The sequence below is a fragment of the Aquimarina sp. AU474 genome, from assembly GCF_900312815.1.
GTDB lineage: Bacteria > Bacteroidota > Bacteroidia > Flavobacteriales > Flavobacteriaceae > Aquimarina.
In genome coordinates, this window is sequence record NZ_OMPE01000008.1 from 815,990 (window position 1) to 840,145 (window position 24,156).

Below are 24,156 nucleotides of genomic sequence, written 5' to 3' on the forward strand. Positions count from 1 at the left end.
AAGATCCTAAATCCTCAAAAATTCGGTAGCATAATATAGCATGACAAATTATCCTTTTGTCATACTATATCTGTTTATTTTGGATTAAAGGGAATAGTTTTTGCCATAGTAATTCTAAATTACTATTTTAGTTATTAAGAAAAAGAAAGAGATTATTTATGGATGATAATTTTTCACCAAGAGTTAAAGATGTAATTGCGTACAGCAAAGAAGAAGCCCTTAGGTTAGGGCACGATTTTATTGGTACGGAGCATCTTATGTTAGGATTATTACGAGATGGAAGTGGAAAAGCTATTAGCATCCTTGATGCATTAGATATAGATCTAACTAATTTAAGAAGAAAAGTTGAAATTCTTAGTCCTGCAAATCCAAATGTAGCTGTAGCTTCTAATGAAAAAAAGAATTTACATCTAACTAGACAAGCAGAAAGGGCACTAAAAACTACATTTCTTGAAGCCAAATTATTTCAAAGTTCTTCGATTAACACAGCACATCTTTTACTGTGTATATTAAGGAACGAAAATGATCCTACAACAAAACTTTTAAATCGTTTAAAAGTAGATTACGATAACGTTAAAGACCAATTTAAATATATGATTGCTAACGAAGAAGAATATTTAGACAATCCAAAAGCAGAATCTTTCTCTGAAGATGATGATGATTTAACAGGAGATAGTTCTAAGGAAAACCCTTTTAACTCCCCATCTGGAGGAAGTAAAGCAGGAAAAAAATCTAAAACTCCGGTTTTGGATAATTTTGGAAGAGATTTAACCGCTATGGCCGAAGAAGGTAAACTTGACCCCGTAGTTGGTAGATCTAAAGAAATCGAACGTGTATCTCAGATACTAAGTAGACGTAAAAAGAACAACCCACTTCTTATAGGTGAACCCGGTGTTGGCAAATCTGCCATCGCCGAAGGATTAGCTCTTAGAATTGTAAAAAGAAAAGTATCTCGAATTCTTTTTGATAAAAGAGTTGTGACACTTGATTTAGCTAGTCTTGTTGCTGGAACTAAATACAGAGGTCAGTTCGAAGAACGTATGAAGGCGGTTATGAATGAATTGGAAAAAAATGATGATATCATTCTTTTTATTGATGAAATTCATACCATAGTTGGTGCCGGAGGCGCGACAGGTAGTCTTGATGCATCAAACATGTTTAAACCTGCTCTTGCAAGAGGAGAGATACAATGTATTGGTGCCACTACTCTGGACGAATACAGACAATACATTGAAAAAGATGGCGCTTTAGAAAGACGTTTTCAAAAAGTTATTGTAGAGCCAACTAATATTGAGGAGACAATCGAAATCCTTAACAATATTAAAGAAAAATACGAAGAACACCACAATGTAAGTTATACTCCTGAGGCAATAGAAGCCTGTGTGAAATTAACAAACAGATATATGACTGATCGTTTTTTACCAGACAAAGCAATTGATGCGCTGGATGAAGCTGGATCAAGAGTTCATATTACCAATATTGATGTGCCTAAAAAAGTACTTGATCTGGAAAAAAAGCTTGAAGAAGTTAGAGAACTCAAAAACAGTGTTGTTAAAAAACAGAAATATGAAGAAGCTGCTAAACTTAGAGATGACGAAAAGAATCTAGAAAAAGAACTTGCAATTGCTCAAGAACAATGGGAAAAAGAATCTAAACTTCATAAAGAAACCGTAGACGAAGAAAATGTTGCAGATGTTGTTTCAATGATGACAGGTATTCCTGTTAATCGTATTGCACAAACGGAAAGTAATAAATTGGCGGAATTACCCAATCTTATTATGGGCAAGGTAATTGGTCAAAACGAAGCTGTCAAGAAAGTCGTAAAAGCTATACAGCGTAACCGTGCAGGTCTTAAAGATCCTAATAAACCAATAGGATCTTTTATATTTCTTGGTCAAACTGGAGTTGGAAAAACTCAACTAGCAAAGGTATTAGCTAAAGAGCTTTTTGACAGTGAAGACACGCTTATCAGAATTGATATGAGTGAATACATGGAGAAATTTGCTGTCTCAAGACTTATAGGTGCACCTCCGGGATATGTAGGATACGAAGAAGGAGGACAACTTACCGAAAAAGTAAGACGTAAACCTTATGCAGTAATCCTATTAGATGAAATTGAAAAAGCACATCCTGACGTTTTTAACATGATGTTACAAGTGTTGGATGATGGATACTTAACGGATAGCTTAGGGCGTAAAATAGATTTCAGAAATGCCATTATCATTATGACATCCAATATTGGTGCTCGTAAATTAAAGGATTTTGGTCAAGGTGTTGGTTTCGGAACCTCTGCCAAGAAAACTCAAGCCGAAGATTATGCAAAAGGTGTAATCGAAAATGCACTTAAAAAAGCTTTTGCTCCTGAGTTTCTTAACAGAGTTGATGATGTTATTGTATTTAATGCTCTTGAAAGAGAAGACATACATAAGATCATTGACATAGAATTAGATAAATTATACGGTCGAATCGAAGGCCTTGGATATAAGCTATCCCTAAGTGAAAAAGCTAAGGATTATATCACCGAAAAAGGTTTTGATAGACAATATGGCGCAAGACCGCTTAAAAGAGCTATTCAAAAATATATAGAAGACGCGCTAGCAGAGGAAATTATTAATGCTCAGCTACAAGAAGGCGATAGTATATTCATGGATATGGATGACGATTCTGGAGAGTTAACAATCAAAATTAACAAAGCAGAAAAATCAACCGAGTCTTAGGCTTTATTACGTAATTTCATAATCAAAAAACCTCTTTTGTATAAAAAGAGGTTTTTTGAACTATACAAGTCAACTAATTATAATGATTAAACATAATTTGAGCTTTTGTCAATTAGAACTGCATGATAATTATGCAGTTGCTGTCATGAACGAAGGTATTGTTGTTGATAAAGAAAACAATGCTATTCTCGTTGATATTGCCAAAAAGCATTTTCAAAATACCCCTTTTGTTTATATAACTAATCGTATAAATTCCTATTCTGTAGACCCTATCATATATATTAATACAGCCAAAGTAAAATCACTAAAAGGGTTTGCGATTGTTTCTAAAGATCCTATTCAAAAAGCTCATGCCAAATACGAAAAAACATTTTTCAGTAAAGAGTTTAAGCAATTTGACACTTTAAAAGCGGCATTAAAATGGAAAGATGATATTCTTGAAAAGTATAAAGATTGACGCGTTTTTTTCTATCATTACGAATCTTTAATTTTAAAAATTGAAGGTTTTATTGTACCTTAAGTAAAATTAACCATACTTAAATCCAGTTACTTATACTTAAGAATATGGTTAAATACTACGATTTAAGCTTTACAAAAGTTGAAGTTTACAATAGCTATCTCATCAACACTATCTCTGAAGGTTTTATAGTTATGCCAAAACATAACGCCATACTATTAGATTTTGTAAAAGAACATTTTAGTAATAAAAACTTTATTTACATTTCTAACAGAGTTAACTCTTATTCGGTTAATCCTACAGTATATTACGAGACTAAAAAAATTCAAAAACTTATTGGTATTGCCGTGGTTTCTAAGAATCCTAGACAAAAGTTATTATGCGAAATGGAAGGATCCTTTTATAAAAATAACCTGGAATGTTTTAAAACAATGCCCGAAGCGCTACTATGGAAAGATGCAATGCTCACTAAACATGAAAAAAGGAAAACATCATAATGTTTTCCTTTTTTCTATTTCTAACAAAAACTGGTATTACTTATTACTTAGCAATATTAACCGCTCTCGTTTCTCTAATAACTGTAACTTTTACTTGGCCGGGATATGTCATATCGGTTTGAACTTTCTGAGAAATTTCAAAAGAAAGACTTGATGCTCTTTCATCATTTACTTTCTCGCTCTCTACAATAACCCTTAGCTCTCTACCTGCTTGGATAGCGTAAGCCTTTTTAACACCATCAAAAGCAAAAGCTATTTCTTCTAAATCCTTAAGTCTCTGTATGTACGAATCCAATACCTGACGTCTCGCCCCTGGTCTTGCCCCACTAATAGCATCACAAACCTGCACAATAGGCGATATCAAAGCTGTCATTTCTACTTCATCATGGTGAGCCCCAATAGCATTACATACATCTGGTTTCTCTCCATATTTCTCTGCCCACTGCATACCTAAAATCGCATGTGGTACTTCTGTCTCTGCATCTGGTACTTTACCTATATCATGAAGTAAACCTGCTCTTTTGGCTAGTTTAGGATTTAAACCCAACTCCGCTGCCATAACACCACATAATTTAGCTACCTCTCTAGAGTGTTGTAAAAGATTTTGACCGTAAGATGACCTATATTTCATCCTTCCGATAGTCTTAATAAGCTCAGGGTGTAATCCATGAATTCCCAAATCTATTACCGTACGTTTACCAACTTCAATAATCTCTTCATCAATTTGCTTTCTCGTTTTCTTAACGATTTCTTCTATTCTGGCGGGATGAATTCTTCCATCGGTAACCAGTTTATGTAAAGAAAGGCGAGCAACCTCACGTCGTACAGAATCAAAACATGATAGAATTATTGCTTCTGGAGTATCATCAACTATGATTTCAACACCAGTAGCAGCTTCTATAGCTCTAATATTTCTACCCTCTCTACCAATAATTCTTCCTTTTACATCATCACTCTCGATATTAAATACCGATACACAATTCTCTATAGCTTCTTCTGTTCCTATTCTTTGAATTGTATTAATAATGATTTTCTTAGCTTCTTGCTGTGCAGTTAATTTAGCTTCTTCTATAGTATCCTGAATAAGGGCCATAGAATCAGTTTTAGCTTGTCCTTTTAGAGATTCTACTAATTGTTCTTTAGCGTCCTCAGCAGATAAACCTGAAATAACTTCTAATTGCTGTACTTGGCTTTTATGGAGCTTCTTTAACTCAGCTTGTTTCTTTTCTAAATAATCATTACGCTGTTGATAGTTCTTAGTTTTTTCCTCTAGCTCAACATTTAGCTTTTTATTCTTTGATAATTCGTTAGAGACTTGAGATTCTTTATCTCTGGTTCTTTTTTCAGCTTCAGCAATTTTTTTATCACGGGATAATATTACTTTTTCATGCTCAGATTTTAGTTCAATAAACTTTTCTTTTGCTTGTAGTATTTTATCCTTTTTCATCGACTCACCTTCGCTCTTTGCTTCTCTTATGATACTCGATGATGTCTTCTTTGCATTTTTAATAATTTCTGACGCTTTACTACGCTCCAGCACCTTAGCAATAATAAAACCTACTACTAACCCCACAACTGAAGCAATAATCAAAAATATAGTGTTATCCATAATCCATGTTAGTATTTATATATAAAAAAAGCCTGCACTAGTAAAGGTTCTGTATAAACTCTGTAAAAACAGGTTTAGGGCTAACAAATTGCTCAAGAATCCGCTCAATGGCGGCGCGCTTTTACAACTTAAACTCACCCTTTTTAATTAATTCTTGTTGAGTTTATCAAAATTACAACTAGTGCAGGCAGTAACCTTATTTATTTTAATGAACGTTATGACATATGGTCCTGTAACAAATCGCTAAGCGCACTTAGTCTATTTGCAACGGTATCCATATCATCATCTTTATCTATTACTTTTTGTTCGACCTGAGCAGCAAATTGTAACGCACACATAGCTAATACATCCTGCTTATCTCTAACGGCATAACTTTGCTCAAATTGTTTTATCATAGCATCTATCTTTTTCGCTGCTTTTCGCAAACCTTCTTCCTGATCAGGGTTTATGGTTAACGGATATACACGATCTGCTATTGATAATTTGATTTTAAGCTTTTCTGCCATATATAACTTATTCAGAGAGTTGCGCTATACACATATCTATCTCTCTTATTAAAGCGTTTATTTTGAGTTTGGTCTCCCTTTTATATTCATCACTGCCTAGTATTGCATTAGCATTTTTGAGTGCACTAAATTTCTCCTCCCAATGCTTTAATTGATTATCCTGAAGTTTAGATTTTGCCTCTAACTCTTGTATTTTATCTTTAAGACTAGCCGTTTGCTGCTTCATTAATTCATACTTATGCAGCAGCTTGCTTATCCTATTCTCAAGAGAATCAACAATTTCAATCAAATCACTCATTAATAAATTTTACACAATACTTCGTTACACAAAGTTAACATACCAATTGAAAAAACCCAATAGTTTTTAAACTAATTTTAAAGCCAATGTTTATTAATCTATAACTCCGAAATTTCAGTCACTTTGGTAAGTGCAGAAGCAATTATTTGATGCATGTCGTAATAACGATATTCTGCTAACCTACCACCAAAGATGATATTTTGCATCCCTTTTGCCTCTTCTTTGTATTTTTTATAAATCCTTTGATTGTCATCATTATTTATTGGATAGTATGCTTCTTTGGTTCTGTCCCAATTTTCGGGGTACTCTCGGGTAATAATTGTTTTGGGCTGTTTTCCAAACTCGAAATGTTTATGTTCAATTATTCTTGTAAATGCATATTCACTATCATTATAATTCACTACTGCATTTCCTTGATAATTATCTATCTCCTTTAATTCATGTTCAAAACGTAATGATCTATATTCTAACTGGCCGTATTTATAGTCAAAAAATTCATCTATTTTTCCTGTATATACCACTTTATCAGCCAAAGATTCTAATTGAACCCTATCTTCAAAAAAATCAATATTAGTTTTTGTTTCTATTCCTGATAGCAATCCTTCAATAATTGTATTGTATCCTCCTATAGGAATACCCTGATAGATATCATTAAAATAGTTGTTATCATATGTATACCTTACTGGTAGCCGTTTAATTATAAACGCAGGAAGCTCTGTAGCTTTTTTACCCCATTGCTTCTCTGTATATTCTTTGATAAAAGTTTCATAAATATCTTTACCGGCCAACGATAAAGCTTGTTCTTCTAAGTTTTTGGGAGACTTAGTACCATATTTTGCAATTTGTTCATTAATTACCGCTTTTGCCTCTTCTGGAGTTTTGGTACCCCATAATTGATAAAACGTATTCATATTAAAAGGCAAATTGTACAATTTACCTTTAGATAATGAGAGCGGAGAATTAATATAATTATTAAATGTTGCAAATTGATTTACATAATCCCATATTTTCTTATCATTAGTATGAAATATATGTGCTCCGTATTTGTGTACATTAATCCCTTCCTTTTTTTCGCAATAGACGTTACCTCCAAGGTGATCTCGTTTATCAATAACCAGACATTTCTTATTTCTCTTAGTCATTTCGTGAGCAAAAACACTTCCAAATAAGCCCGCTCCTACTATTAAATAATCATATTTTTTCTCGTTCACTTCCAACATTTTTATAATTTTCTCGCTGTCTAATCATTTACCAATGGTCAAATCTAAGGTTTTATGGTCAATCAACCTTTAGCATTATTCATCAATTAATAATCACGGCAATTATCTTAATAATATATAGTATAAAAAAATAAAATGTATGTATCTTTCCTTCCAGAAACTAAATTAAAATATGATAGGTTATTTCATTTCCAGAAATTATAAATCTTTATTTAATGCTGCTGGAAAAGCTAAAACTGATTGTGAAGCTATTTTAAAAGAAATGGGGTTTAAAAACCTTGGTTTTAAACAATCTTCGATTCCGAACTCTGCAATAGGAACCATCAAAAACTTTTTTGGAATAAGTCTCGCTTTACTAAGATTACCTTATAAGAGTACTCTTTGCACCCAATATCCTTTGAATAAATTTAGAGGTTATGTTATGTTTATGGCTCGTATAAAAAGATGTCGAGTAATAACTATAGTGCATGATGTTAGGTTTCTAAAAGGACGTACAGGCGACGCCTCAAAAGAATTGAAAAAAATTGTTGGGTCTGATGCTATTATAGTACATAATAATGCAATGAAAAATTGGTTTTTGGAACAAGCAGTAGATATTCCAATCATTGTCTTAGGAATATTTGACTATATCTTAAATGATGGCCTACCAAGACAGAATGACACTAACAAAGGTGAGAAACCATATGAAATTGTTTATGCAGGAGGCTTTGGTGAAGGTAAAAATTCTTACATTTTCGACTTGGATACACTACATCAGCAGGAGTATAAAATGAAACTTTATGGCATTGGTTTTGATTATCAAAAACTAAAAGTACCCAAAGAAGAATCAATTCTATCATATCAAGGTGCGTTTCCTTCAGATGTGGTAGCTTATCGTATTGAGGGGTCTTTTGGTTTAGTCTGGGATGGTATTTCTACTCAAGAATGTAGTGGTCAATATGGAGAGTATTTAAAATTTAACAACCCGCATAAAACATCTTTATATATCCTATGTGGCCTGCCCGTAATTGTTTGGGACAAGGCAGCGATTAGTACTTTTATTTTAGAGAATAATTTAGGTATTGCGATATCCAATTTAAAAGATTTAAGTGATGTTTTAAAAAATTTATCTTTAGAAGATTACCAAAACATGAAAAACAACGTTGATAAGGCACGAACAAAAATAATTTCTGGGGGCTATTTAAATGATGCTGTTAATAAAGCATTACAAAGTATTTAACTCCAAAAAAATAAGTAGTTTTATAGTTAATTAACACATATTTTACAATCGTTTATGTATAAATACATATGGTATATCATTTTTGGGATTTCTGTCTGTTATGGCCAAAAAGACATTGCAAAAGGTTACTTTATTCAGCCACTTGATATCCCAATTGTAGTATCAGGAACATTTGGAGAGCTAAGATCAAACCATTTTCATTCTGGACTAGACATGAAAACCAATGGTGAAGAAGGGCTTAATGTATATGCAACTGCAAAAGGTAGAGTGAGTCGCATAAAAGTTTCTCATGGAGGATATGGAAAAGCTTTATATATTATACATCCAAATGGATATACTTCTGTATATGCACATTTAAAAAGGTTTTCTCCAAAAATTGAAGCCTTTGTAAAAGAACGACAGTATGCAAAAGAATCTTATGAAATAGAACTTTTTCCAAAATCAGATGCTTTACAAGTAAAACAAGGAGATACCATTGCACTTAGCGGAAATACTGGAGGAAGCTCTGGCCCTCACCTTCATTTTGAAATCAGAGATTCTAGATCTAGGCCTATGAATCCAATGAGTTTTGGAATGGATGTTAAGGATACTCAAAAACCAATTGTAAATAGTTTATGGGCATATAGTAAAGACAAAAATGCTCATGTAAATGGAAAGCAAGAGCCTTATAGACTTAAGCTTACTCCTCAAAAAGATGGTAATTTTAAAGCAGAAAGTATTAATGCCTTGGGTAATATTGGTTTTGGTATTTCTACTATAGACAAACAAGATATGGCCGCCAATAAAAATGGCATTTATCAAATCCTAACTCAGATTAATGGAAAAGAAAACTTAAAATTTGAAATGAATCGTTTTTCTTTTTCCGAAACACGATATGTGAACAGGTTAATTGATTATGGCTATTACAAGAGAAACCGTAGTAGAATTAGCAAACTATTTATAGAACCTAATAACCCCTTAACCGTTTTTAAAATTAAAGAAAACAATGGTTTTGTAAACATTAAAGATAGTCTTTCTTATAGCTACAAAATATTTGTAAAAGATTTTAAAAACAATACAACTGTCATTGATATACCTATTGAGGGAAAACAAACTAAAATAGTTACTGCTCCAGACAAACCAGTTACACCAGATTTGGTAGAAGTTAATAAAAACTTCACCTACAACTCAGGTGTTTTTGATTTGCTAATTCCAAAAGGAAGTGTGTATGAAGATACCTATCTTGATTTATCAGTGAATGGAGAAACTGCTTCAATCCATAATAACGAAACGCCACTACACAAGAATATGACCATGGTTTTTGATGTTTCTCGCTATAAAGAAGAAGACAAGAAAAAACTTTATATAGGTAGAGTAAATGGTAAAAATAAACCTTCTTATTCTAGAACGTCGAAAAAAGGAAATCGTTTCTCGACAAGAACTAGAACATTTGGTAAATATTCTCTTTTTTCGGATACTCAAAAACCAACTATTGTACCCATAAATGTCTCTGATAAAAAATGGATTTCTAGTGCTACACATTTAAAAATAAAAATTAACGACTCAGAATCTGGTATAAAAAGCTATCGAGGTACTATCAACGGTGATTTTATTTTAATGGAATACGATTACAAAACCGGTATGCTAGTTTATGATTTTAATGATAAAATTATTATCGATTCAGAAAATAATTTTAAACTTGTGGTGTTAGATAATGTAGGAAATAGAGCAACATTTGAAACAACATTCTTTAGAAAACCTTAAAACCTTCTTATTTTTTGAAAAATCCCTTTCCGTTTCTCTTATTAATATTCTTAGTCGTCAATAGCTTTAATGCTTTTGCTCAAACGGCAGTATTAAAAGGAGTCATTCTAGACGAAAACAAAGTTCCTGTACAAGGAGCAAATGTAACATACAATAAATCTGGAGCACAATCAGATCAAAATGGTGTGTATGCGTTAAGTATCCCAGCAAATCAAGAGGTACAAATAAGTATCACACATATCGCTTTAAAGAGTTTACAGTTTACTATTAATCTTGAAGAAAATCAAGAATATGAACTCAACCCTGTGCTTAACACTAATGTAGAGCAAATAAGTACAGTCATAATTTCTGGTCGCGAACGAAAAACAGTTGAAGGAATCATCACATTAGATCCAGAAACTATTAGAACCACTCCATCTGCCAATGCGGGTGTTGAAGGACTTCTTAAGAGTTTACCTGGAGTAAGCTCTAACAATGAACTGAGTACACAATACTCTGTTCGGGGTGGAAACTTTGACGAAAATCTGGTTTATGTAAATGAAATTGAAGTCTATCGTCCTTTTTTAATTCGATCAGGACAACAAGAAGGATTAAGTTTTGTGAATACCGATTTAGTGCGCAGTGTAGATTTCTCTGCAGGAGGGTTTCAAGCAAAATATGGCGATAAACTTTCTTCGGTATTAGATATTACTTATAAAAGACCGACTAGATTAGGAGCTACTATAGATTTAAGTTTACTAGGTGGTAGTGCATCTGTAGGTGGAATTTCAAAAAACAAAAAACTTTCGGGTATTATTGGCCTTCGGTATAGAGACAATAGTCTATTGGTAAATTCAAAAGCAACTGAAACTAATTTTCAACCATTATTTGCTGACGTACAAACATATTTGTCTTATAATTTTTCTGATAAATTTGAATTAGGTTTCCTAGGTAATCTCGCGATTAATAAATATGATTATCAACCCCTACGAGAACAGGTGAATTTTGGTACGCTACAAACCGTGCAAGCACTTGTTGTTAATTACCAAGGGCAAGAAGAGGATCGTTATGACACATATTTTGGCGCATTAAAAGGAACCTATAAACCTAATGACAATTTAACTCTTAAACTTATAGGATCTGCTTACCAAACTCAAGAACAGGAACACTATGATATTCTTGCAGCTTATGCACTAGGTACCGTTAATACCGATATTGGAAGTGAAGATCTTGGAGAGGTAGAATTTAGTGAAGGTATAGGTTCACAACTTACTCATGCCCGTAATGATCTTGATGCCTTAATATTTAATTTAGAACACAAAGGAACTTATATTACTGATAATCATCAATTTGATTGGGGTGTTAAATATACCCATGAAGACATTAGAGACCGTTTACAAGAATTTGAAATTATAGATTCTGCTGGGTTTTCGATAAGACCTCCTATCATTGATATTGTAAATGACCAACCCTATACTCCATTCGCTAGCCCAATTGTTCCTTTTGTAAGCATAAGAGCTACCAACGATGCGCAAATTGATCGTATTTCGGGATATGCTCAATATAGTATTCGATCTAATATTAAAGAAAATGAGGTATGGGCAAATATCGGTATACGAGCACACAACTGGAATATTTCGGGAAATACTGTAGCTGGTTCAGATTCACAAATAGTATTTAGTCCTAGAGCTCAAATTGCTATCAAACCCGACTGGGATATTGACATGATTTTTAGAGCATCAGGAGGGCTATACCATCAACCACCATTTTATAGAGAGTTAAGAGATTCTCTAGGAGTGGTGCGACCAGAAGTCAAAGCACAACAATCAATACATATTGTCTTAGGCAATGATTACAGTTTCAAAATGTGGGATAGACCTTTTATTCTAACCTCCGAAATTTATTACAAAAAACTAACTGACGTTAACCCTTATACTATTGAAAATGTTCGCATTAGATATAGAGCAAGGAATAATGCCGAAGCTTTTGCTCAAGGTATTGACCTTAGACTTAATGGAGAATTCGTTCCAGGAACAGAAAGCTGGGTTAGCCTAGGATATCTAAAAACCGAAGAGAATATTGATGATAGAGGGTATATTTCAAGACCAACAGATCAACGTCTCAAAATAGGTGTGCTTTTACAAGATTATATTCCTTCAATCCCAAGTTTAAAGGGGTATCTAAATATAGTGTATCAAACAGGAGTTCCTGGTGGATCACCAAGTTATGCAGACCCTTACGAATTTCAATCGAGATTACCTGATTATAGAAGAGCAGATCTTGGTGTATCTTATGTCGTCGTTGACGCGAATAAAAGATTAAAGCAGGGTAATTTTTTCAATAATTTTAAAGAATTTAATCTAGGTTTCGAGATTTACAATCTTTTCGACAACCAAAATTCTATAACCAATACTTTTGTAAGAGATGCTGCCAGTAGAAGACAATTTGCCATCCCTAATGTTTTGACTCCTAGAGTTTTTAATGTAAGACTTGGCATAAAGTTTTAAAACTTCAATTTTTATTAATCAAAGCAAGGGTTTTTGGCAAAAGTACCACCGCACCCTTCTTTTCCATATATCATTTGTTGAGCTGATTTTTCTAAAATCGTCATTCTTTTAACAACCAAGATATCCTGTAGAGAAATTTCTGTTTTTGCCAACTTTTTTTTCATGATTCTATCATTTTAAATTATGAAATAGAAAGATACTAAATTAAATATCTAAAACATGAATACAATTCATGTCTTGATAACCTTAATTTGTAATCACAAAAAAAAGATGCTTTACGCCATAAAATCCTTTATCACCTGCACAACGTAGTCTACCTCTTTCTTGGTATTATATTTTGAAAAAGAAAAACGTACAGAAGGTTTTTGCAAATCTTCTTCAGACAAAATCTCTGTAAGTACATGAGACCCCTTGCTGCTTCCACTTTGACACGCACTACCTTTAGAACAGGCAATACCATTAATATCTAAATGAAATAATAAAATTCCGGCTTTTTCATCTGAAATCGGAAGACAAGCATTGATCAATGTATACGTACTATGACCAGCATCACAACAATTGGCATTAAACTTAACTCCTTCAATATTAGCTTTTAAAGTATCTACAAAATACTGTTTTAAATCTACAACATAAGCTTGTTCCTCTTCTAAATTTTCATATGCCAGTTTTAAAGCCTCATCCATCCCTGCTATATTATGTACACTTTCTGTACCTGCTCGATAACCTCGCTCCTGCTCTCCTCCAAAAATCAAAGGTCTTAATCCAGAGTTTTTCCTAATATAAGCAAACCCTACACCCTTAGGTCCATGAAATTTATGAGCACTAATTGCGGTAAAATCGACATTTAATTCCTTCAAATTTACTTCTAAGTGCCCAACAGATTGCACCATATCACTATGAAACAAAGCTTGATGTTCTTTACATAAATCACCTACTCGTTTTATATCTAGAATAGTCCCTACCTCATTATTTACGTGCATTAGGCTAACTAAAGTTTGCCCATCAAAAGAGTTTAATAATGATTCTAAATGAGCATAATCAATACTTCCATCATTTTGTATATCAACGTAACTTACACGAACATCTTCATTATATACTTCTATTTCTTGTACCGTATGCAATACAGCGTGGTGTTCTATTTTGGATGTAATAATATGTTTTACTTTCAAATCCCTAACCGCACTATGAATAGCCAAGTTATCTGCTTCGGTACCTCCAGATGTAAATATGATCTCTGAAGCCTTCACTCCTAAATAACCAGCTATATTTTTACGAGCTTGTTCTATATGGTTCTTAGCAGAACGTCCAAACCCATGACTAGAAGAGGGATTACCATAATCTTCTTCAAGAACAGAAATCATTTTTTTGATAACCTCTGGTCTTACCTTTGTTGTTGCTGCACTATCAAAATAAACCTTTTGCATGAAAATCAAATAATTTATAATTTATACAAGAAAATAAATCAATTCTGTAAAAACTCACTCCATTTTTTATGGTATCCGTAATTTTTACAATTGCAAAACTAGTTTAAATAAAATTATTTTTCACAAGACTCGTTATAATCTTTCAATTACTTTATTTTTGTCTGAATTTGTTAAATATTTGGTTTACGAAAACAATTACTATTTTCTTTCGTCTTTAAGTTAGAAATTAGATAATCTAAAATAAGTAGCCAAAAATATATGTCTGTGAAAAAGCTTTTATATTTATTTTTATCCATCGCTTTCTTATCCTGTGATGACGGTGATATTATTGTAACCAGTTTTGAGTTTGATGATGTTGATCTTCAATTGTGTAATGGCGCAGGAGAAAATGAATTTGTGTTTTTCAAAATTAATCAAAGTGTAAACGAAGCAATATCTTATAATTTCGTTAGTGATCTTTTTTCTGAAACTGAAGTAACCACTGCTCCTATAACACTTGATTTAAGTGATGGAACAAATACTTTAATCTACAGACAATTTAATAGTGCTATTACTTCTGATTATTATTGTTCTATCATTCCTTCTAGCGATATTATCATTACAGAAGAATTGATTAGTTCTTCTGGTATGGCAGAAATTGAAACTATTATTGCTCTAGAAGATGATAATGATGGTATTGATGCTGCGGATGAGGATATAAATGGAAATGGAAACCTAGATGATGATGATACAGACGGGGATATGATCCCCAATTATAAAGATCAGGATGATGATAATGATAATATCTTAACTAGTGTAGAAATACCAAATGATATTCCTGATAATGATAACCCTAGAGATACCGATGGGGATGGAATTCCTGATTACCTAGAAGAAGACGACGACAACGATGGTATTTTGACTAGAAATGAAGATGCTAATGAAAATGGAAACCCTAGAGATGATAGAGATCCAAACACAGGAGCATTGTTTTATTTGGATGCACAATCAACCAATACTGCTGTTATGGTAGCACCAGCTCTTGACAATACAATTCAAACCACGTATAGGACAACCATAATTATCAATCAAATAGAGTTTATAGATAATAATGGTGATTTTCAAGATGATAATTTCTCTTTTGGTTTTAAAGAAACTACTGTTGCTAGAACCACTACTTTATAGATGATATTATGATGAATAGAGTATTTTTAATTTGCATTTTTAGTTTGTTATTGATAGGATGCAGCGAAGGCGATATTATCAATGATGATTTCAGTTTTACAGCTACTTTAGAGAATTGTTCTAATGGAGATGATTTTGTCTTTTTTAAGATAGATTCTACTATTGATCAAGCATTTTCTCTAGGTTTTACCAGTACGACTTTTGAGCTTAACACAGTTCCTGAAACACTTACATCTACTTTTGCACTAAATGGCACCACAAGTGTATTAGTGTATAGAAAATTTGATACCACTATCGATGGTCAAGCTTATTTTTGCACAAGTGTTCCTCCAGGAAATATTCTTGTAACACGAGAACTAACAGCTTCTAATGGTACAGTTACAATTAACTATGTAGAAATAAGTCAAACTGCAACCGAAATAACGTATACTAGAAGTATTACTATAACAAACGTTACTTTACTAGGTGAAGATATTGAGGTAAGGCAAGAAGTAATCGAATTTGGCGCAGATGAAATCACAATTGCTAAATAGTGAATTATTTAGGGTTTTGAACAATGTAAATTTCCATAGCACCTAGACCATACTTTTTATAGTCAGCATCAGATACTCTCACATTATCATAACGTCCAAAAAGATATTTTAATTCCTCTTTAAGGACCCCTTGCCCTACTCCGTGTATAAAAACAATTTTAGGTATTCTTTTATGAATAGCAAAATCAAGCTGTCTCTTTGCGGTATCCAATTGTAAAATAACCATATCATGATTGGTCATCCCTTTGCTGGATTTTACTAGCTTATGAATATGTAAATCCACTTCCATAACGGGTACATATCGTTCTTTTGGTTTTGCTATTGGCCTCTTTGGTTTTTTCTTAAAAACTTCTTTTTCCTGGAGGTTTTTATTCACCTCTTCATAAGAAGGGATAACCATTTCTCCAGATTCGATTTTAACCACTTCTCGAATAAAAAATGTCATTTCGAAACCATCTTCAGTATCAATAACAACTTCTTCAGAAGTAACCGAAATTACCTTACCCGAAATAGGCTCATCTAATACAGATACAATATCTCCTTTTTTAATCATTCTTCTTCTTCAAAATATTCTTTAGAATCTAATGTTGTTTTGGATGATAATCCAGAATTAATAAGAAACAAACCCAACATTAATACTACCACACCTATACTCTGAACATAATAATTTTTTATATCAGCACCTATTTCACTAATTAAAGCTATGGCACCAGTCATAATCAAAAGTATACTAGCTATTTTCTTTGTTTTATTATAATTCATAGATGCAAAAATATCAATTCTTAGATTTTTGTAAGCATGAATACGATAAATAACTTAATTATGTATATTGCAATAAATAATTAAACTTTTCGCTTTTGGAAAAATACATGCTCCCGTGTCTAAACAAAAAGCTTTTTGGCGTTGATTGTTTAGGTTGTGGTATGCAAAGGTCAATTGCACTTTTATTAAAAGGTGAATTTGCTGGAGCATTTCATATGTATCCAGCTATTTACCCTTTATTATTGTTATTAACTTTTTTAGGATTTAACCTTTTCGTTAAATTTAAATATGACAGCTTTATTAAAGCTACACTAATGATTACTTCGATTGTTACTATGGTAATAAGCTATGTAATTAAAATGAAAATTATTTTTTAACTAATCACATTAAATTATGGAAAAACAGACGTTACCCAATTCCACCCTTATTTTAGTTTTTGGTATTCTATCAATATTAGGATGCTGTTGTTACGGTGTCTTAGGACTTATTTTTGCTATCGTTGCTATAATAATGGCAAAAAAAGCTACTGCTGTATATAACGAAAATCCTGAGTTATATTCAGGATATCAAAATGTAAAAACTGGAAAAATCCTAGCTATAATAGGGTTGATATTAAGTGTTATCTATTTAATATATGTTATTTTCATATTTGCAACTGTTGGATACGACGGTATTATGGAAATGCAACAAGAATTAATGAGACAATACGGAGGATAACCGTATACTTTATATAATTTGCAAAACTGTCTGGATGTAAAATCTAGGCAGTTTTTATTTACACAAGGATAAGTTGAAAGAGTTTATTCATTTTATAGAATCGTACATGTTGTCTTGCCCAACAAAACAGTTAATACACATTAACTGTTTAGGATGTGGACTTCAACGAAGTTTTATTTTACTTCTTAAAGGAGATGTAATAGCCTCTTTTTATATGTACCCTGCACTTATCCCAATGTTGTTAATGATAGGATATTTAATCGCTCATGTGCTGTTTAAATTAAAAAATGGTGCTCGAGTATTACAATATTTTTATATTTCAAATAGTCTTCTTATTATTATCAATTTTATTTTTAAACTTTAATCAAACCTCTATGGAAACTAAACAACAACTACCAAATGCCACATTGGTCTTAATATTTGGTATTGTTTCAATTGTAACTTGTTTTTGCTACGGAATTTTTGGATTAATTTTCGGTATTATAGCATTAGTATTAGCTAAAAAATCAAAAGAGCTGTATTTGGCTAATCCAGATTTGTATTCGGGATATGAGAACTTAAAAGCGGGTAAAATATGTGCTTTAGTTGGTGTTATACTAAGCTCAATATACTTTTTAATAATTCTTGGGTATTTTATCTTTATCGGGGCTATGATGCCTTGGTCAGAAATATTAAATCAATAGTATACATACAAGTATAAAAAAGGGAGATACTATTATCTCCCTTCTTTTTATCTATAATTTCAATCTGTATTTATTCAAACTCCTTTAGCGTTTTGGTAATAATATCAACACACTCCAAAAGTTGTTCCTTATTCATTACTAAAGGCGGTGCAAAACGAATAATGTTACCATGAGTTGGTTTGGCTAAAAGACCATTTTCTTTTAACGCAACACATATGTTCCATGCAGTTTCGCTTTCTTCATCGTCATTAATAACAATTGCATTTAACAATCCTTTCCCTCTTACCAAGTTTACAATCTTCGAGTTTTCTATATACTTATTTAACTCTGATCTAAACAATTCTCCCATCTTGAAAGCATTATCCGCCAGTTTTTCATCTCTAACCACTTCAAGAGCAGCCACAGCAACCGCAGCAGCAATAGGATTACCTCCAAAAGTACTACCATGATTACCTGGTTTAATAACATTCATGATATGATCGTTTGCAAGAACTGCAGAAACAGGATATGCTCCTCCACTCAATGCTTTTCCTAATACCAAAACATCTGGTTTTACATTTCCATAGTCTACAGCCAATAATTGACCGGTTCTAGCAATACCCGTTTGTACTTCATCGGCCATAAACAACACATTGTATTTCTCACAAAGTGCTTTTGCTTTTGCCAAATAATCCTCAGAAGGTACATAAACACCTGCTTCACCCTGTATAGGTTCTACCAAAAATCCTGCAACATTTTTATTATTTTCTAATGCTGATTCTAAAGCAGAAAGGTTATCGTATTCGATTTTAATAAACCCTTCAGTATATGGCCCAAAATTCTTTCGAGCAACAGGATCATTAGAAAATGAAATTATCGTAGTTGTTCTACCATGAAAGTTATTTTCACAAACAATAATTTGAGCTTCATTTTCTGATATACCTTTTTTCTCATATGCCCATTTTCTACAAATTTTTAGCGCTGTCTCTACTGCTTCAGCACCAGTATTCATAGGTAGCAATTTATCGAAACCAAAAAATTCAGTAGCAAACTTTTCATACTCTCCTAATTTGTCATTATAAAATGCTCTAGAAGTTAATGTTAATGTCTGTGCTTGATTTACCATTGCTCCAACAATCTTAGGATGACAATGCCCTTGATTTACTGCAGAGTATGCACTTAAGAAATCGTAATATTTCTTTCCTTCAACATCCCAAACATATACACCTTCTCCTTTGCTTAAAACCACAGGTAAAGGATGATAATTATGAGCTCCGTACTTATCTTCTAACTCAATTGAATGTTGTGACGATTTTTTTTCTAAAACAGCCATTTTTTTAATAATTTAAATTGATAAAATAACTATTCCTTCTCTACCTTTATCCTTTCGACAAGATTCGAAAATTCAGCGTGGGAGAGAAATCATCCCTAAGAGAATTGCAAAATTAATAAAACTTTACCGAATTTTTTATTTTAGACTCGTTAATACCTTATTTTTTTTGTTTTTGATAAAACATCAGTCGTACCCTTCATAAAACAATACTGTTAGGATACTTTCCCTGCAAGAGAAGAAACTTGTAGTTCTAATCTTTTAATTTCTCTTAGCAGAGCATTTTTATCCATCTGCATCCAGGAAAAAATCTTTATCATAGATACAAACATCATACAAACAAAACCAGCAGTCGACCATTTTATAAGCTCATTTGTAGTTTCGGCATTAAAAAACTGTACCACACTATACACCAAAAACACAAATGCTATTAGCATTACAATATTCATTAAGATTATAATCCATCGGTGTTTGGTATTAAAAATACCCCCAATCATTTCAAAAAGGTTTTGCTCATCTAACTCATCATAAAATTTTGCTTCTTCCTGAGTTAAAGTTTCTTTAATCAATTCATCAATTTCTGTCATTTTATTTTTCATCATATTTATTTTTAAGAATTAATTTCAATTTTTCTCTAGCTGTAAACAAACGTGATTTAACGGTTCCTGTCGATACATGTACTATGTCACTTATTTGTTTTACGCTATACTCTTCGAGATAAAAAAGATTAAGAACTATTTGTTGCTCATTAGGTAATTTTTTGATTTCTTTTTTTAACTGCACTAATACATTTTCAGAATTACTAGTATAGTGTTCTCTTTGATCTATATCATGTTGATCTCGATACTCTTTAAGTTGGGTTAATTCTTTTTTGTGCTTCCGTAACCAATTAATCGCGTTTCGAGTAACTATAGTCAATGCCCAACTCCCAAAACTATTGGGATCCTTAAGGGTACTAATTTTTAAAAGAATTTTACTCCAACTATCCTGAACAATATCTTTAGAAATCTCAATGTCATAGGTATACCAATACGCATGTTTACATAATCTAGCATGCCACCTCTTAACCAAAAGTGCCATTGCCTTTTTATTTCCTGATTGGCATTGCAATACCAGCAAAGAATCAAATACTTTATGAGCTGTTTTCTTATTCATTTCTATTCTATTGACGCAGAAATTCGAAATAGGTTCATTTTTTTGTTTCTTTTTATAAGATATTTTGAATAATCATTAAGTATATGCATTCTATTCTTATTTTTGCGCTATGGCAAGAAAAAACAGAAGACAAGTCTTTGAAAATATTGAGGTAATTGATGCAGGTGCTAAGGGAAAAAGTGTTGCCAAAGCTCCTGACGGAAAAGTTATATTCATAAACAATGCTGTTCCGGGTGATGTAGTAGATATTCAAACCACAAAAAAACGCAAAGCATATTATGAAGGGTCTGCCACAACTTTTCACAAACAGTCGGACAAGAGAGTTGATCCTAAGTGTGATCATTTTGGGACATGTGGTGGTTGTAAATGGCAATTTATGGGGTATGAACATCAACTCGCCTATAAAGAAAAAGAGGTAGTAAACAACCTTACTAGATTAGGTAAAATAGAATTACCTGAAGTTGACCCCATAATAGGATCTGAAGATCAGTATTTTTATAGAAACAAAATGGAGTTTTCTTTTAGTGCCAGTAGATGGCTTACACTTGAAGAAATCCAAAGTAAAACTGAAATTCAAAATAGAAATGCATTAGGGTTTCATATGCCGGGCATGTGGGATAAAATATTGAATATAAAAAAATGTTATCTTCAAGAAGACCCAAGTAATGCTATTAGAAATAAAGTAAATGAATTTGCCACTCAAAATAATCTTGAGTTCTATAATCCAAGAAGTCAGGAAGGCTTTCTAAGAACCTTAATGATTCGCATTGCCTCGACTGGAGAAATTATGGTTTTGGTTCAGTTTTTTAAAGAAAATCTTGAAAAAAGGAATTTATTACTAGATTACATAGCTTCTGAGTTTCCAGAAATTACATCACTGCAATATGTAGTAAACTCTAAAGGAAATGACACTATATATGATCAAGAAGTGATTTGCCATACAGGAAAAGATTTTATAGAGGAAGAAATGGAAGGGCTACGATTTAAAATTAATGCCAAATCATTCTATCAAACCAATTCTAAACAAGCGTATCAATTGTACAAGGTAACTCGAGATTTTGCTGGCCTTACTGGTAATGAATTAGTATATGATTTATATACAGGAACAGGAACTATTGCTCAATTCGTTGCCAAAAACGCTAAGAAAGTGATCGGTGTTGAAGCTGTTCCTGAAGCTATTGAAGATGCCAAAGAAAATGCGCGTAATAATAACATTGATAATGTCGAATTTTATGCGGGAGATATGAAAAAGGTGTTTACCAAAGATTTTATATCTAAGCATGGTCAACCAGAAGTTGTTATTACCGATCCTCCTAGAGATGGGATGCATAAGGATGTAGTTGAGCAATTATTGAACATCTCTCCAGAAAAAATAGTGTATGTTAGTTGCAATAGTGCAACACAGGCTAGGGATCTTGCGTTATTAGATAGAGCATATAAAGTTAGTAAAGTACAACCCGTAGATATGTTCCCTCAAACATACCATGTAGAAAATGTGGTTTTATTAGAAAAAAGATAGCACATGAGATCGTACAAATATATAATACCAATTATAGCATCTGTATTTTTATTATTTCTAAATGTTGGTTGTGAAAGAGATGATATCTGTGCAGAAGGTACTCCCACTACTCCTCTACTTATTATAAAGTTTATCAACTTTGATAATGCAACAGAGGTAAAAACACCTTCAGAACTTCAGGTAAAAGCAGTTGGAGTAGAAGCTCCTTTTACTTTGACATCTGTTACAGATTCTATTATGATTCCACTTCGAACAAATGAACCTATAACCGAATATGAGTTTACAATAGATTCTAATACCACCAATGATGAAACTCCATCAAATACTGATACTGTTAGTTTTCAATATACAGCAGTAGAAGAATATGTAAGTAGTGCTTGTGGATTTAAAATAAATTATGAAGGTCTCACTATTTCGCCTCCTGTAGCAGGAGATGATGGTAGTTGGATTCAAAATATAACTGTACAAAGAGAAGACGTAACCGATGAAGCAACTGCGCACGTATTTATTTTTCATTAGTATAATATTGATCTCTGGTCATATAACGGGGCAAGAAGAAGAACAAAAGAAAATATCTGCAAGAGATACATTACCCCCTGCAGAAAAGTATGGGCTTAGAGCTGGTATTGATATTAGTAAGCTTATTCGTTCTGGAGTTGATAGTAAATACTCTGGTTTTGAAATTGTAGGTGATTATAGGATATATAAGAAATTTTATATTGCCGGAGAAATTGGTAATGAATCTCTTATTCGAGACGAAGAAAATGTAAATGTAGAAGGATCAGGAAGCTATATTCGAGCGGGAATAGATTTTAATGTTTATGATAATTGGTATGGGATGCAAAATAGTATCTATGCTGGTGTGCGATATGGCTTTTCTACTTTTGATCAAACTCTAAATGAATACGCCATATTTACAGGTACTAATTACTTTGGGGTAAATCGTATTACCGAAAGCATTGAGGAAAATGGTTTGAATGCAAGCTGGATAGAATTAGTATTAGGTATAGAGACCGAACTTTTTAACAACGTCTATTTAGGTGCGAGTGTTTCTTTAAGAAGTTTGGTAAGTGAAAAAACACCTGATAGATTTGATAATCTTTATATTCCTGGATTTGGAAGAACAAATGATTTTAGTAGTATCGGTGTAGGCTATAATTATTCTATAAGTTACCTGATACCATTTTTCAAAAAGAAAAGATAAAACAAAGTCTCATATTTAAATAGATATGAGACTTTGTTTATGTATCAAAATGCTTCTTTTAAAAGCTCTTGAAGTTCTTTCCATGATTTTTCATCTGCCTCCTTTTGATACGCTAATGGTAAATTAAATTTTTTTCCTAACGAGTCAGCAGCTTTACTCGTAAACGAGTGCGTAGTATTTTCATAAGCAATATACTTATAACTTGCATTTATACTATCCATAGCACTTTTATAGGCTACAACAGATTCTTTAGAAACGAAAGGATCATCTGCGCCATTACAAACCAATACTTTGGCTTTTAGCTTTTCATTTGGCATAATAGGCAACTGCACTCCACTATGAAAGGCCGCCACTGCATCTAAATCTATACCGGCATTAGCCATAGTTAATGCCACACTACCTCCAAAACAGTATCCTATTGCTGCTATTTTATCGGCATCTACAGATGGATGTGATTTTAACATTTCTAAAGCAGCATTAAAACGAGCAGTCGCCGAGTCAATATTACCCATTACACTCATTGCAAATTTACCTGCATCATCTGGATGACTAGCCTGTTTACCATCTCCATACATATCAACTGCCAATGCCACATATCCCAACTCTGCCAACATATCAGCTCTTTCACGTACATAATCATTATGTCCCCACCATTCATGTACAACAATAACTCCTGGGCGTTTTTCAGTTATATTTTCATCAAAAGACACATAACCTTTCATAGATAATGAATCAGTGTTATATGTGATTTCTTCTCTTTTAATCGTAACAGAAGATTCCTCTGCTATTGTTAATTCTTCCGGATTATCAGGTTTTTCTTGAGTTGTTGACTTATTTTCTTTACAACTGATTATACACAAAAAAGAAAATAATACCGTAATATAGTTGATAATAGATTTCATAAAAAAACTTAGTTTAAGGTTAGTGTATATAG

The 24,156-nt window shown here is 32.6% G+C and carries 27 protein-coding genes and 1 other RNA gene; 15 read left to right on the forward strand and 13 right to left on the reverse strand.

The genetic code is table 11. The features are described 5' to 3' along the window. Window positions 1-158 precede the first annotated feature (158 nt). The 3 genes from DK508_RS13495 (at window position 159) to DK508_RS13505 (ending at window position 3,671) form a co-directional block, all read left to right on the forward strand. On the forward strand, window positions 159-2,717 hold the full coding sequence (locus DK508_RS13495) for an ATP-dependent Clp protease ATP-binding subunit (protein WP_109301277.1): 2,559 nt from the start codon (window positions 159-161) through the stop codon (window positions 2,715-2,717). 82 nt (window positions 2,718-2,799) lie between these two features. After that, window positions 2,800-3,174 (forward strand): hypothetical protein, encoded by a 375-nt coding sequence (locus DK508_RS13500; protein ID WP_109301278.1) that lies wholly within the window; start codon window positions 2,800-2,802, stop codon window positions 3,172-3,174. A 107-nt stretch (window positions 3,175-3,281) separates the two neighbouring features. Then, entirely contained in the window at window positions 3,282-3,671 is a 390-nt protein-coding gene (locus DK508_RS13505) for a hypothetical protein (RefSeq protein WP_109301279.1), read from the forward strand. Window positions 3,672-3,714: 43 nt separating this feature from the next. Here DK508_RS13505 and rny read toward each other — a convergent pair whose 3' ends face one another. From rny to glf, 5 genes are all read right to left on the reverse strand, one after another. After that, window positions 3,715-5,280, reverse strand: a complete 1,566-nt coding sequence (rny, locus tag DK508_RS13510) for a ribonuclease Y (RefSeq protein WP_109301280.1) — start codon at window positions 5,278-5,280, stop codon at window positions 3,715-3,717. 55 nt (window positions 5,281-5,335) lie between these two features. Then, window positions 5,336-5,443, reverse strand: a non-coding RNA gene (ssrS, locus tag DK508_RS13515) — 6S RNA. A 52-nt stretch (window positions 5,444-5,495) separates the two neighbouring features. Next, window positions 5,496-5,786: a cell division protein ZapA gene (locus tag DK508_RS13520; protein WP_109301281.1), complete on the reverse strand. Its 291-nt coding sequence runs from the start codon at window positions 5,784-5,786 to the stop codon at window positions 5,496-5,498. 7 nt (window positions 5,787-5,793) lie between these two features. After that, window positions 5,794-6,084, reverse strand: coding sequence for a hypothetical protein (locus DK508_RS13525; protein WP_109301282.1), 291 nt, complete (start codon window positions 6,082-6,084; stop codon window positions 5,794-5,796). A gap of 98 nt (window positions 6,085-6,182) precedes the next feature. After that, a complete protein-coding gene (gene glf / locus DK508_RS13530) occupies window positions 6,183-7,295 on the reverse strand; it encodes a UDP-galactopyranose mutase (protein WP_255411326.1) in 1,113 nt (370 codons plus the stop codon). Window positions 7,296-7,476: 181 nt separating this feature from the next. On the opposite strand from glf, the gene DK508_RS13535 reads away from it, so the two are divergent. The 3 genes from DK508_RS13535 to DK508_RS13545 are packed head-to-tail and all read left to right on the forward strand — an operon-like array spanning window position 7,477 to window position 12,752. Then, the gene (locus DK508_RS13535; RefSeq protein ID WP_109301284.1) at window positions 7,477-8,523 is read left to right on the forward strand and encodes a beta-1,6-galactofuranosyltransferase; all 1,047 of its coding nucleotides are present in this window, start codon (window positions 7,477-7,479) and stop codon (window positions 8,521-8,523) included. 54 nt (window positions 8,524-8,577) lie between these two features. Then, a complete protein-coding gene (locus DK508_RS13540; protein ID WP_109301285.1) occupies window positions 8,578-10,266 on the forward strand; it encodes a M23 family metallopeptidase in 1,689 nt (562 codons plus the stop codon). Between the two features lie 14 nt (window positions 10,267-10,280). Further along, entirely contained in the window at window positions 10,281-12,752 is a 2,472-nt protein-coding gene (locus DK508_RS13545) for a TonB-dependent siderophore receptor (protein ID WP_109301286.1), read from the forward strand. Between the two features lie 14 nt (window positions 12,753-12,766). Here DK508_RS13545 and DK508_RS21185 read toward each other — a convergent pair whose 3' ends face one another. Further along, entirely contained in the window at window positions 12,767-12,916 is a 150-nt protein-coding gene (locus DK508_RS21185; protein ID WP_160114710.1) for a hypothetical protein, read from the reverse strand. A 111-nt stretch (window positions 12,917-13,027) separates the two neighbouring features. Further along, window positions 13,028-14,176 carry a cysteine desulfurase family protein gene (locus tag DK508_RS13550; protein ID WP_109301287.1) on the reverse strand — a complete coding sequence of 383 codons (1,149 nt, stop codon included), beginning with the start codon at window positions 14,174-14,176 and terminating at the stop codon, window positions 13,028-13,030. A gap of 264 nt (window positions 14,177-14,440) precedes the next feature. On the opposite strand from DK508_RS13550, the gene DK508_RS13555 reads away from it, so the two are divergent. Together DK508_RS13555 and DK508_RS13560 are read left to right on the forward strand one after the other, a co-directional pair. Further along, a complete protein-coding gene (locus DK508_RS13555; RefSeq protein ID WP_160114711.1) occupies window positions 14,441-15,340 on the forward strand; it encodes a hypothetical protein in 900 nt (299 codons plus the stop codon). A gap of 8 nt (window positions 15,341-15,348) precedes the next feature. Beyond that, window positions 15,349-15,873 (forward strand): hypothetical protein, encoded by a 525-nt coding sequence (locus DK508_RS13560; RefSeq protein WP_160114712.1) that lies wholly within the window; start codon window positions 15,349-15,351, stop codon window positions 15,871-15,873. A gap of 4 nt (window positions 15,874-15,877) precedes the next feature. On the opposite strand, the gene DK508_RS13565 is transcribed toward DK508_RS13560, so the two are convergent. Then, a complete protein-coding gene (locus DK508_RS13565) occupies window positions 15,878-16,426 on the reverse strand; it encodes a Smr/MutS family protein (protein WP_109301290.1) in 549 nt (182 codons plus the stop codon). Then, window positions 16,423-16,635: a hypothetical protein gene (locus tag DK508_RS13570; RefSeq protein WP_109301291.1), complete on the reverse strand. Its 213-nt coding sequence runs from the start codon at window positions 16,633-16,635 to the stop codon at window positions 16,423-16,425. Before DK508_RS13570 ends, DK508_RS13565 begins: the two co-directional genes overlap by 4 nt. 161 nt (window positions 16,636-16,796) lie before the next feature. Here DK508_RS13570 and DK508_RS13575 point away from each other — a divergent pair, with 161 nt between their 5' ends. The 4 genes from DK508_RS13575 (at window position 16,797) to DK508_RS13590 (ending at window position 18,035) form a co-directional block, all read left to right on the forward strand. Further along, on the forward strand, window positions 16,797-17,012 hold the full coding sequence (locus DK508_RS13575; RefSeq protein ID WP_370443848.1) for a DUF2752 domain-containing protein: 216 nt from the start codon (window positions 16,797-16,799) through the stop codon (window positions 17,010-17,012). A gap of 16 nt (window positions 17,013-17,028) precedes the next feature. Beyond that, a complete protein-coding gene (locus tag DK508_RS13580) occupies window positions 17,029-17,352 on the forward strand; it encodes a CCC motif membrane protein (protein WP_109301293.1) in 324 nt (107 codons plus the stop codon). Window positions 17,353-17,425: 73 nt separating this feature from the next. Next, the gene (locus tag DK508_RS13585) at window positions 17,426-17,716 is read left to right on the forward strand and encodes a DUF2752 domain-containing protein (protein ID WP_160114713.1); all 291 of its coding nucleotides are present in this window, start codon (window positions 17,426-17,428) and stop codon (window positions 17,714-17,716) included. A 10-nt stretch (window positions 17,717-17,726) separates the two neighbouring features. Next, entirely contained in the window at window positions 17,727-18,035 is a 309-nt protein-coding gene (locus DK508_RS13590) for a CCC motif membrane protein (protein ID WP_109301295.1), read from the forward strand. 70 nt (window positions 18,036-18,105) lie between these two features. Here DK508_RS13590 and rocD read toward each other — a convergent pair whose 3' ends face one another. From rocD to DK508_RS13605, 3 genes are all read right to left on the reverse strand, one after another. Further along, window positions 18,106-19,347: an ornithine--oxo-acid transaminase gene (gene rocD / locus DK508_RS13595; RefSeq protein WP_109301296.1), complete on the reverse strand. Its 1,242-nt coding sequence runs from the start codon at window positions 19,345-19,347 to the stop codon at window positions 18,106-18,108. A 212-nt stretch (window positions 19,348-19,559) separates the two neighbouring features. Further along, window positions 19,560-19,943, reverse strand: coding sequence for a DUF6768 family protein (locus DK508_RS13600; RefSeq protein ID WP_109301297.1), 384 nt, complete (start codon window positions 19,941-19,943; stop codon window positions 19,560-19,562). Then, window positions 19,933-20,499: an RNA polymerase sigma factor gene (locus DK508_RS13605; protein ID WP_109301298.1), complete on the reverse strand. Its 567-nt coding sequence runs from the start codon at window positions 20,497-20,499 to the stop codon at window positions 19,933-19,935. The genes DK508_RS13600 and DK508_RS13605 overlap by 11 nt, the downstream gene beginning before the upstream one ends. 109 nt (window positions 20,500-20,608) lie before the next feature. Between DK508_RS13605 and rlmD the strand changes: the two genes are divergently transcribed. From rlmD to DK508_RS13620, 3 genes are read left to right on the forward strand one after another with little or no spacing between them, the layout of a single operon-like run. Beyond that, window positions 20,609-22,018, forward strand: coding sequence for a 23S rRNA (uracil(1939)-C(5))-methyltransferase RlmD (gene rlmD / locus DK508_RS13610; RefSeq protein ID WP_109301299.1), 1,410 nt, complete (start codon window positions 20,609-20,611; stop codon window positions 22,016-22,018). A gap of 3 nt (window positions 22,019-22,021) precedes the next feature. Beyond that, on the forward strand, window positions 22,022-22,537 hold the full coding sequence (locus DK508_RS13615) for a DUF6452 family protein (protein ID WP_109301300.1): 516 nt from the start codon (window positions 22,022-22,024) through the stop codon (window positions 22,535-22,537). Beyond that, complete coding sequence (locus tag DK508_RS13620) at window positions 22,503-23,222, forward strand: DUF6048 family protein (protein ID WP_109301301.1); 720 nt, start codon at window positions 22,503-22,505, stop codon at window positions 23,220-23,222. The genes DK508_RS13615 and DK508_RS13620 overlap by 35 nt, the downstream gene beginning before the upstream one ends. Window positions 23,223-23,266: 44 nt before the next feature. Here the strand turns inward: DK508_RS13620 and DK508_RS13625 are convergent, their stop codons facing one another. Continuing rightward, a complete protein-coding gene (locus DK508_RS13625; protein WP_109301350.1) occupies window positions 23,267-24,124 on the reverse strand; it encodes a dienelactone hydrolase family protein in 858 nt (285 codons plus the stop codon). Window positions 24,125-24,156: the final 32 nt, after the last annotated feature.

Coding starts and splice junctions, on each gene's coding strand:
- DK508_RS13600 (WP_109301297.1), bottom strand. CDS start 19,943: ATGAAAAATAAAATGACAGAAATTGATGAATTGATTAAAGAAACTTTA.
- DK508_RS13560 (WP_160114712.1), top strand. CDS start 15,349: ATGATGAATAGAGTATTTTTAATTTGCATTTTTAGTTTGTTATTGATA.
- DK508_RS13500 (WP_109301278.1), top strand. CDS start 2,800: ATGATTAAACATAATTTGAGCTTTTGTCAATTAGAACTGCATGATAAT.
- rny (WP_109301280.1), bottom strand. CDS start 5,280: ATGGATAACACTATATTTTTGATTATTGCTTCAGTTGTGGGGTTAGTA.
- DK508_RS13520 (WP_109301281.1), bottom strand. CDS start 5,786: ATGGCAGAAAAGCTTAAAATCAAATTATCAATAGCAGATCGTGTATAT.
- DK508_RS13505 (WP_109301279.1), top strand. CDS start 3,282: ATGGTTAAATACTACGATTTAAGCTTTACAAAAGTTGAAGTTTACAAT.
- rlmD (WP_109301299.1), top strand. CDS start 20,609: ATGGCAAGAAAAAACAGAAGACAAGTCTTTGAAAATATTGAGGTAATT.
- DK508_RS13495 (WP_109301277.1), top strand. CDS start 159: ATGGATGATAATTTTTCACCAAGAGTTAAAGATGTAATTGCGTACAGC.
- DK508_RS13565 (WP_109301290.1), bottom strand. CDS start 16,426: ATGATTAAAAAAGGAGATATTGTATCTGTATTAGATGAGCCTATTTCG.
- DK508_RS13575 (WP_370443848.1), top strand. CDS start 16,797: ATGCAAAGGTCAATTGCACTTTTATTAAAAGGTGAATTTGCTGGAGCA.
- DK508_RS13535 (WP_109301284.1), top strand. CDS start 7,477: ATGATAGGTTATTTCATTTCCAGAAATTATAAATCTTTATTTAATGCT.
- DK508_RS13525 (WP_109301282.1), bottom strand. CDS start 6,084: ATGAGTGATTTGATTGAAATTGTTGATTCTCTTGAGAATAGGATAAGC.
- DK508_RS13605 (WP_109301298.1), bottom strand. CDS start 20,499: ATGAATAAGAAAACAGCTCATAAAGTATTTGATTCTTTGCTGGTATTG.
- DK508_RS13620 (WP_109301301.1), top strand. CDS start 22,503: ATGAAGCAACTGCGCACGTATTTATTTTTCATTAGTATAATATTGATC.
- DK508_RS13540 (WP_109301285.1), top strand. CDS start 8,578: ATGTATAAATACATATGGTATATCATTTTTGGGATTTCTGTCTGTTAT.
- DK508_RS13570 (WP_109301291.1), bottom strand. CDS start 16,635: ATGAATTATAATAAAACAAAGAAAATAGCTAGTATACTTTTGATTATG.
- DK508_RS13625 (WP_109301350.1), bottom strand. CDS start 24,124: ATGAAATCTATTATCAACTATATTACGGTATTATTTTCTTTTTTGTGT.
- DK508_RS13615 (WP_109301300.1), top strand. CDS start 22,022: ATGAGATCGTACAAATATATAATACCAATTATAGCATCTGTATTTTTA.
- DK508_RS13550 (WP_109301287.1), bottom strand. CDS start 14,176: ATGCAAAAGGTTTATTTTGATAGTGCAGCAACAACAAAGGTAAGACCA.
- rocD (WP_109301296.1), bottom strand. CDS start 19,347: ATGGCTGTTTTAGAAAAAAAATCGTCACAACATTCAATTGAGTTAGAA.
- DK508_RS21185 (WP_160114710.1), bottom strand. CDS start 12,916: ATGAAAAAAAAGTTGGCAAAAACAGAAATTTCTCTACAGGATATCTTG.
- DK508_RS13590 (WP_109301295.1), top strand. CDS start 17,727: ATGGAAACTAAACAACAACTACCAAATGCCACATTGGTCTTAATATTT.
- DK508_RS13580 (WP_109301293.1), top strand. CDS start 17,029: ATGGAAAAACAGACGTTACCCAATTCCACCCTTATTTTAGTTTTTGGT.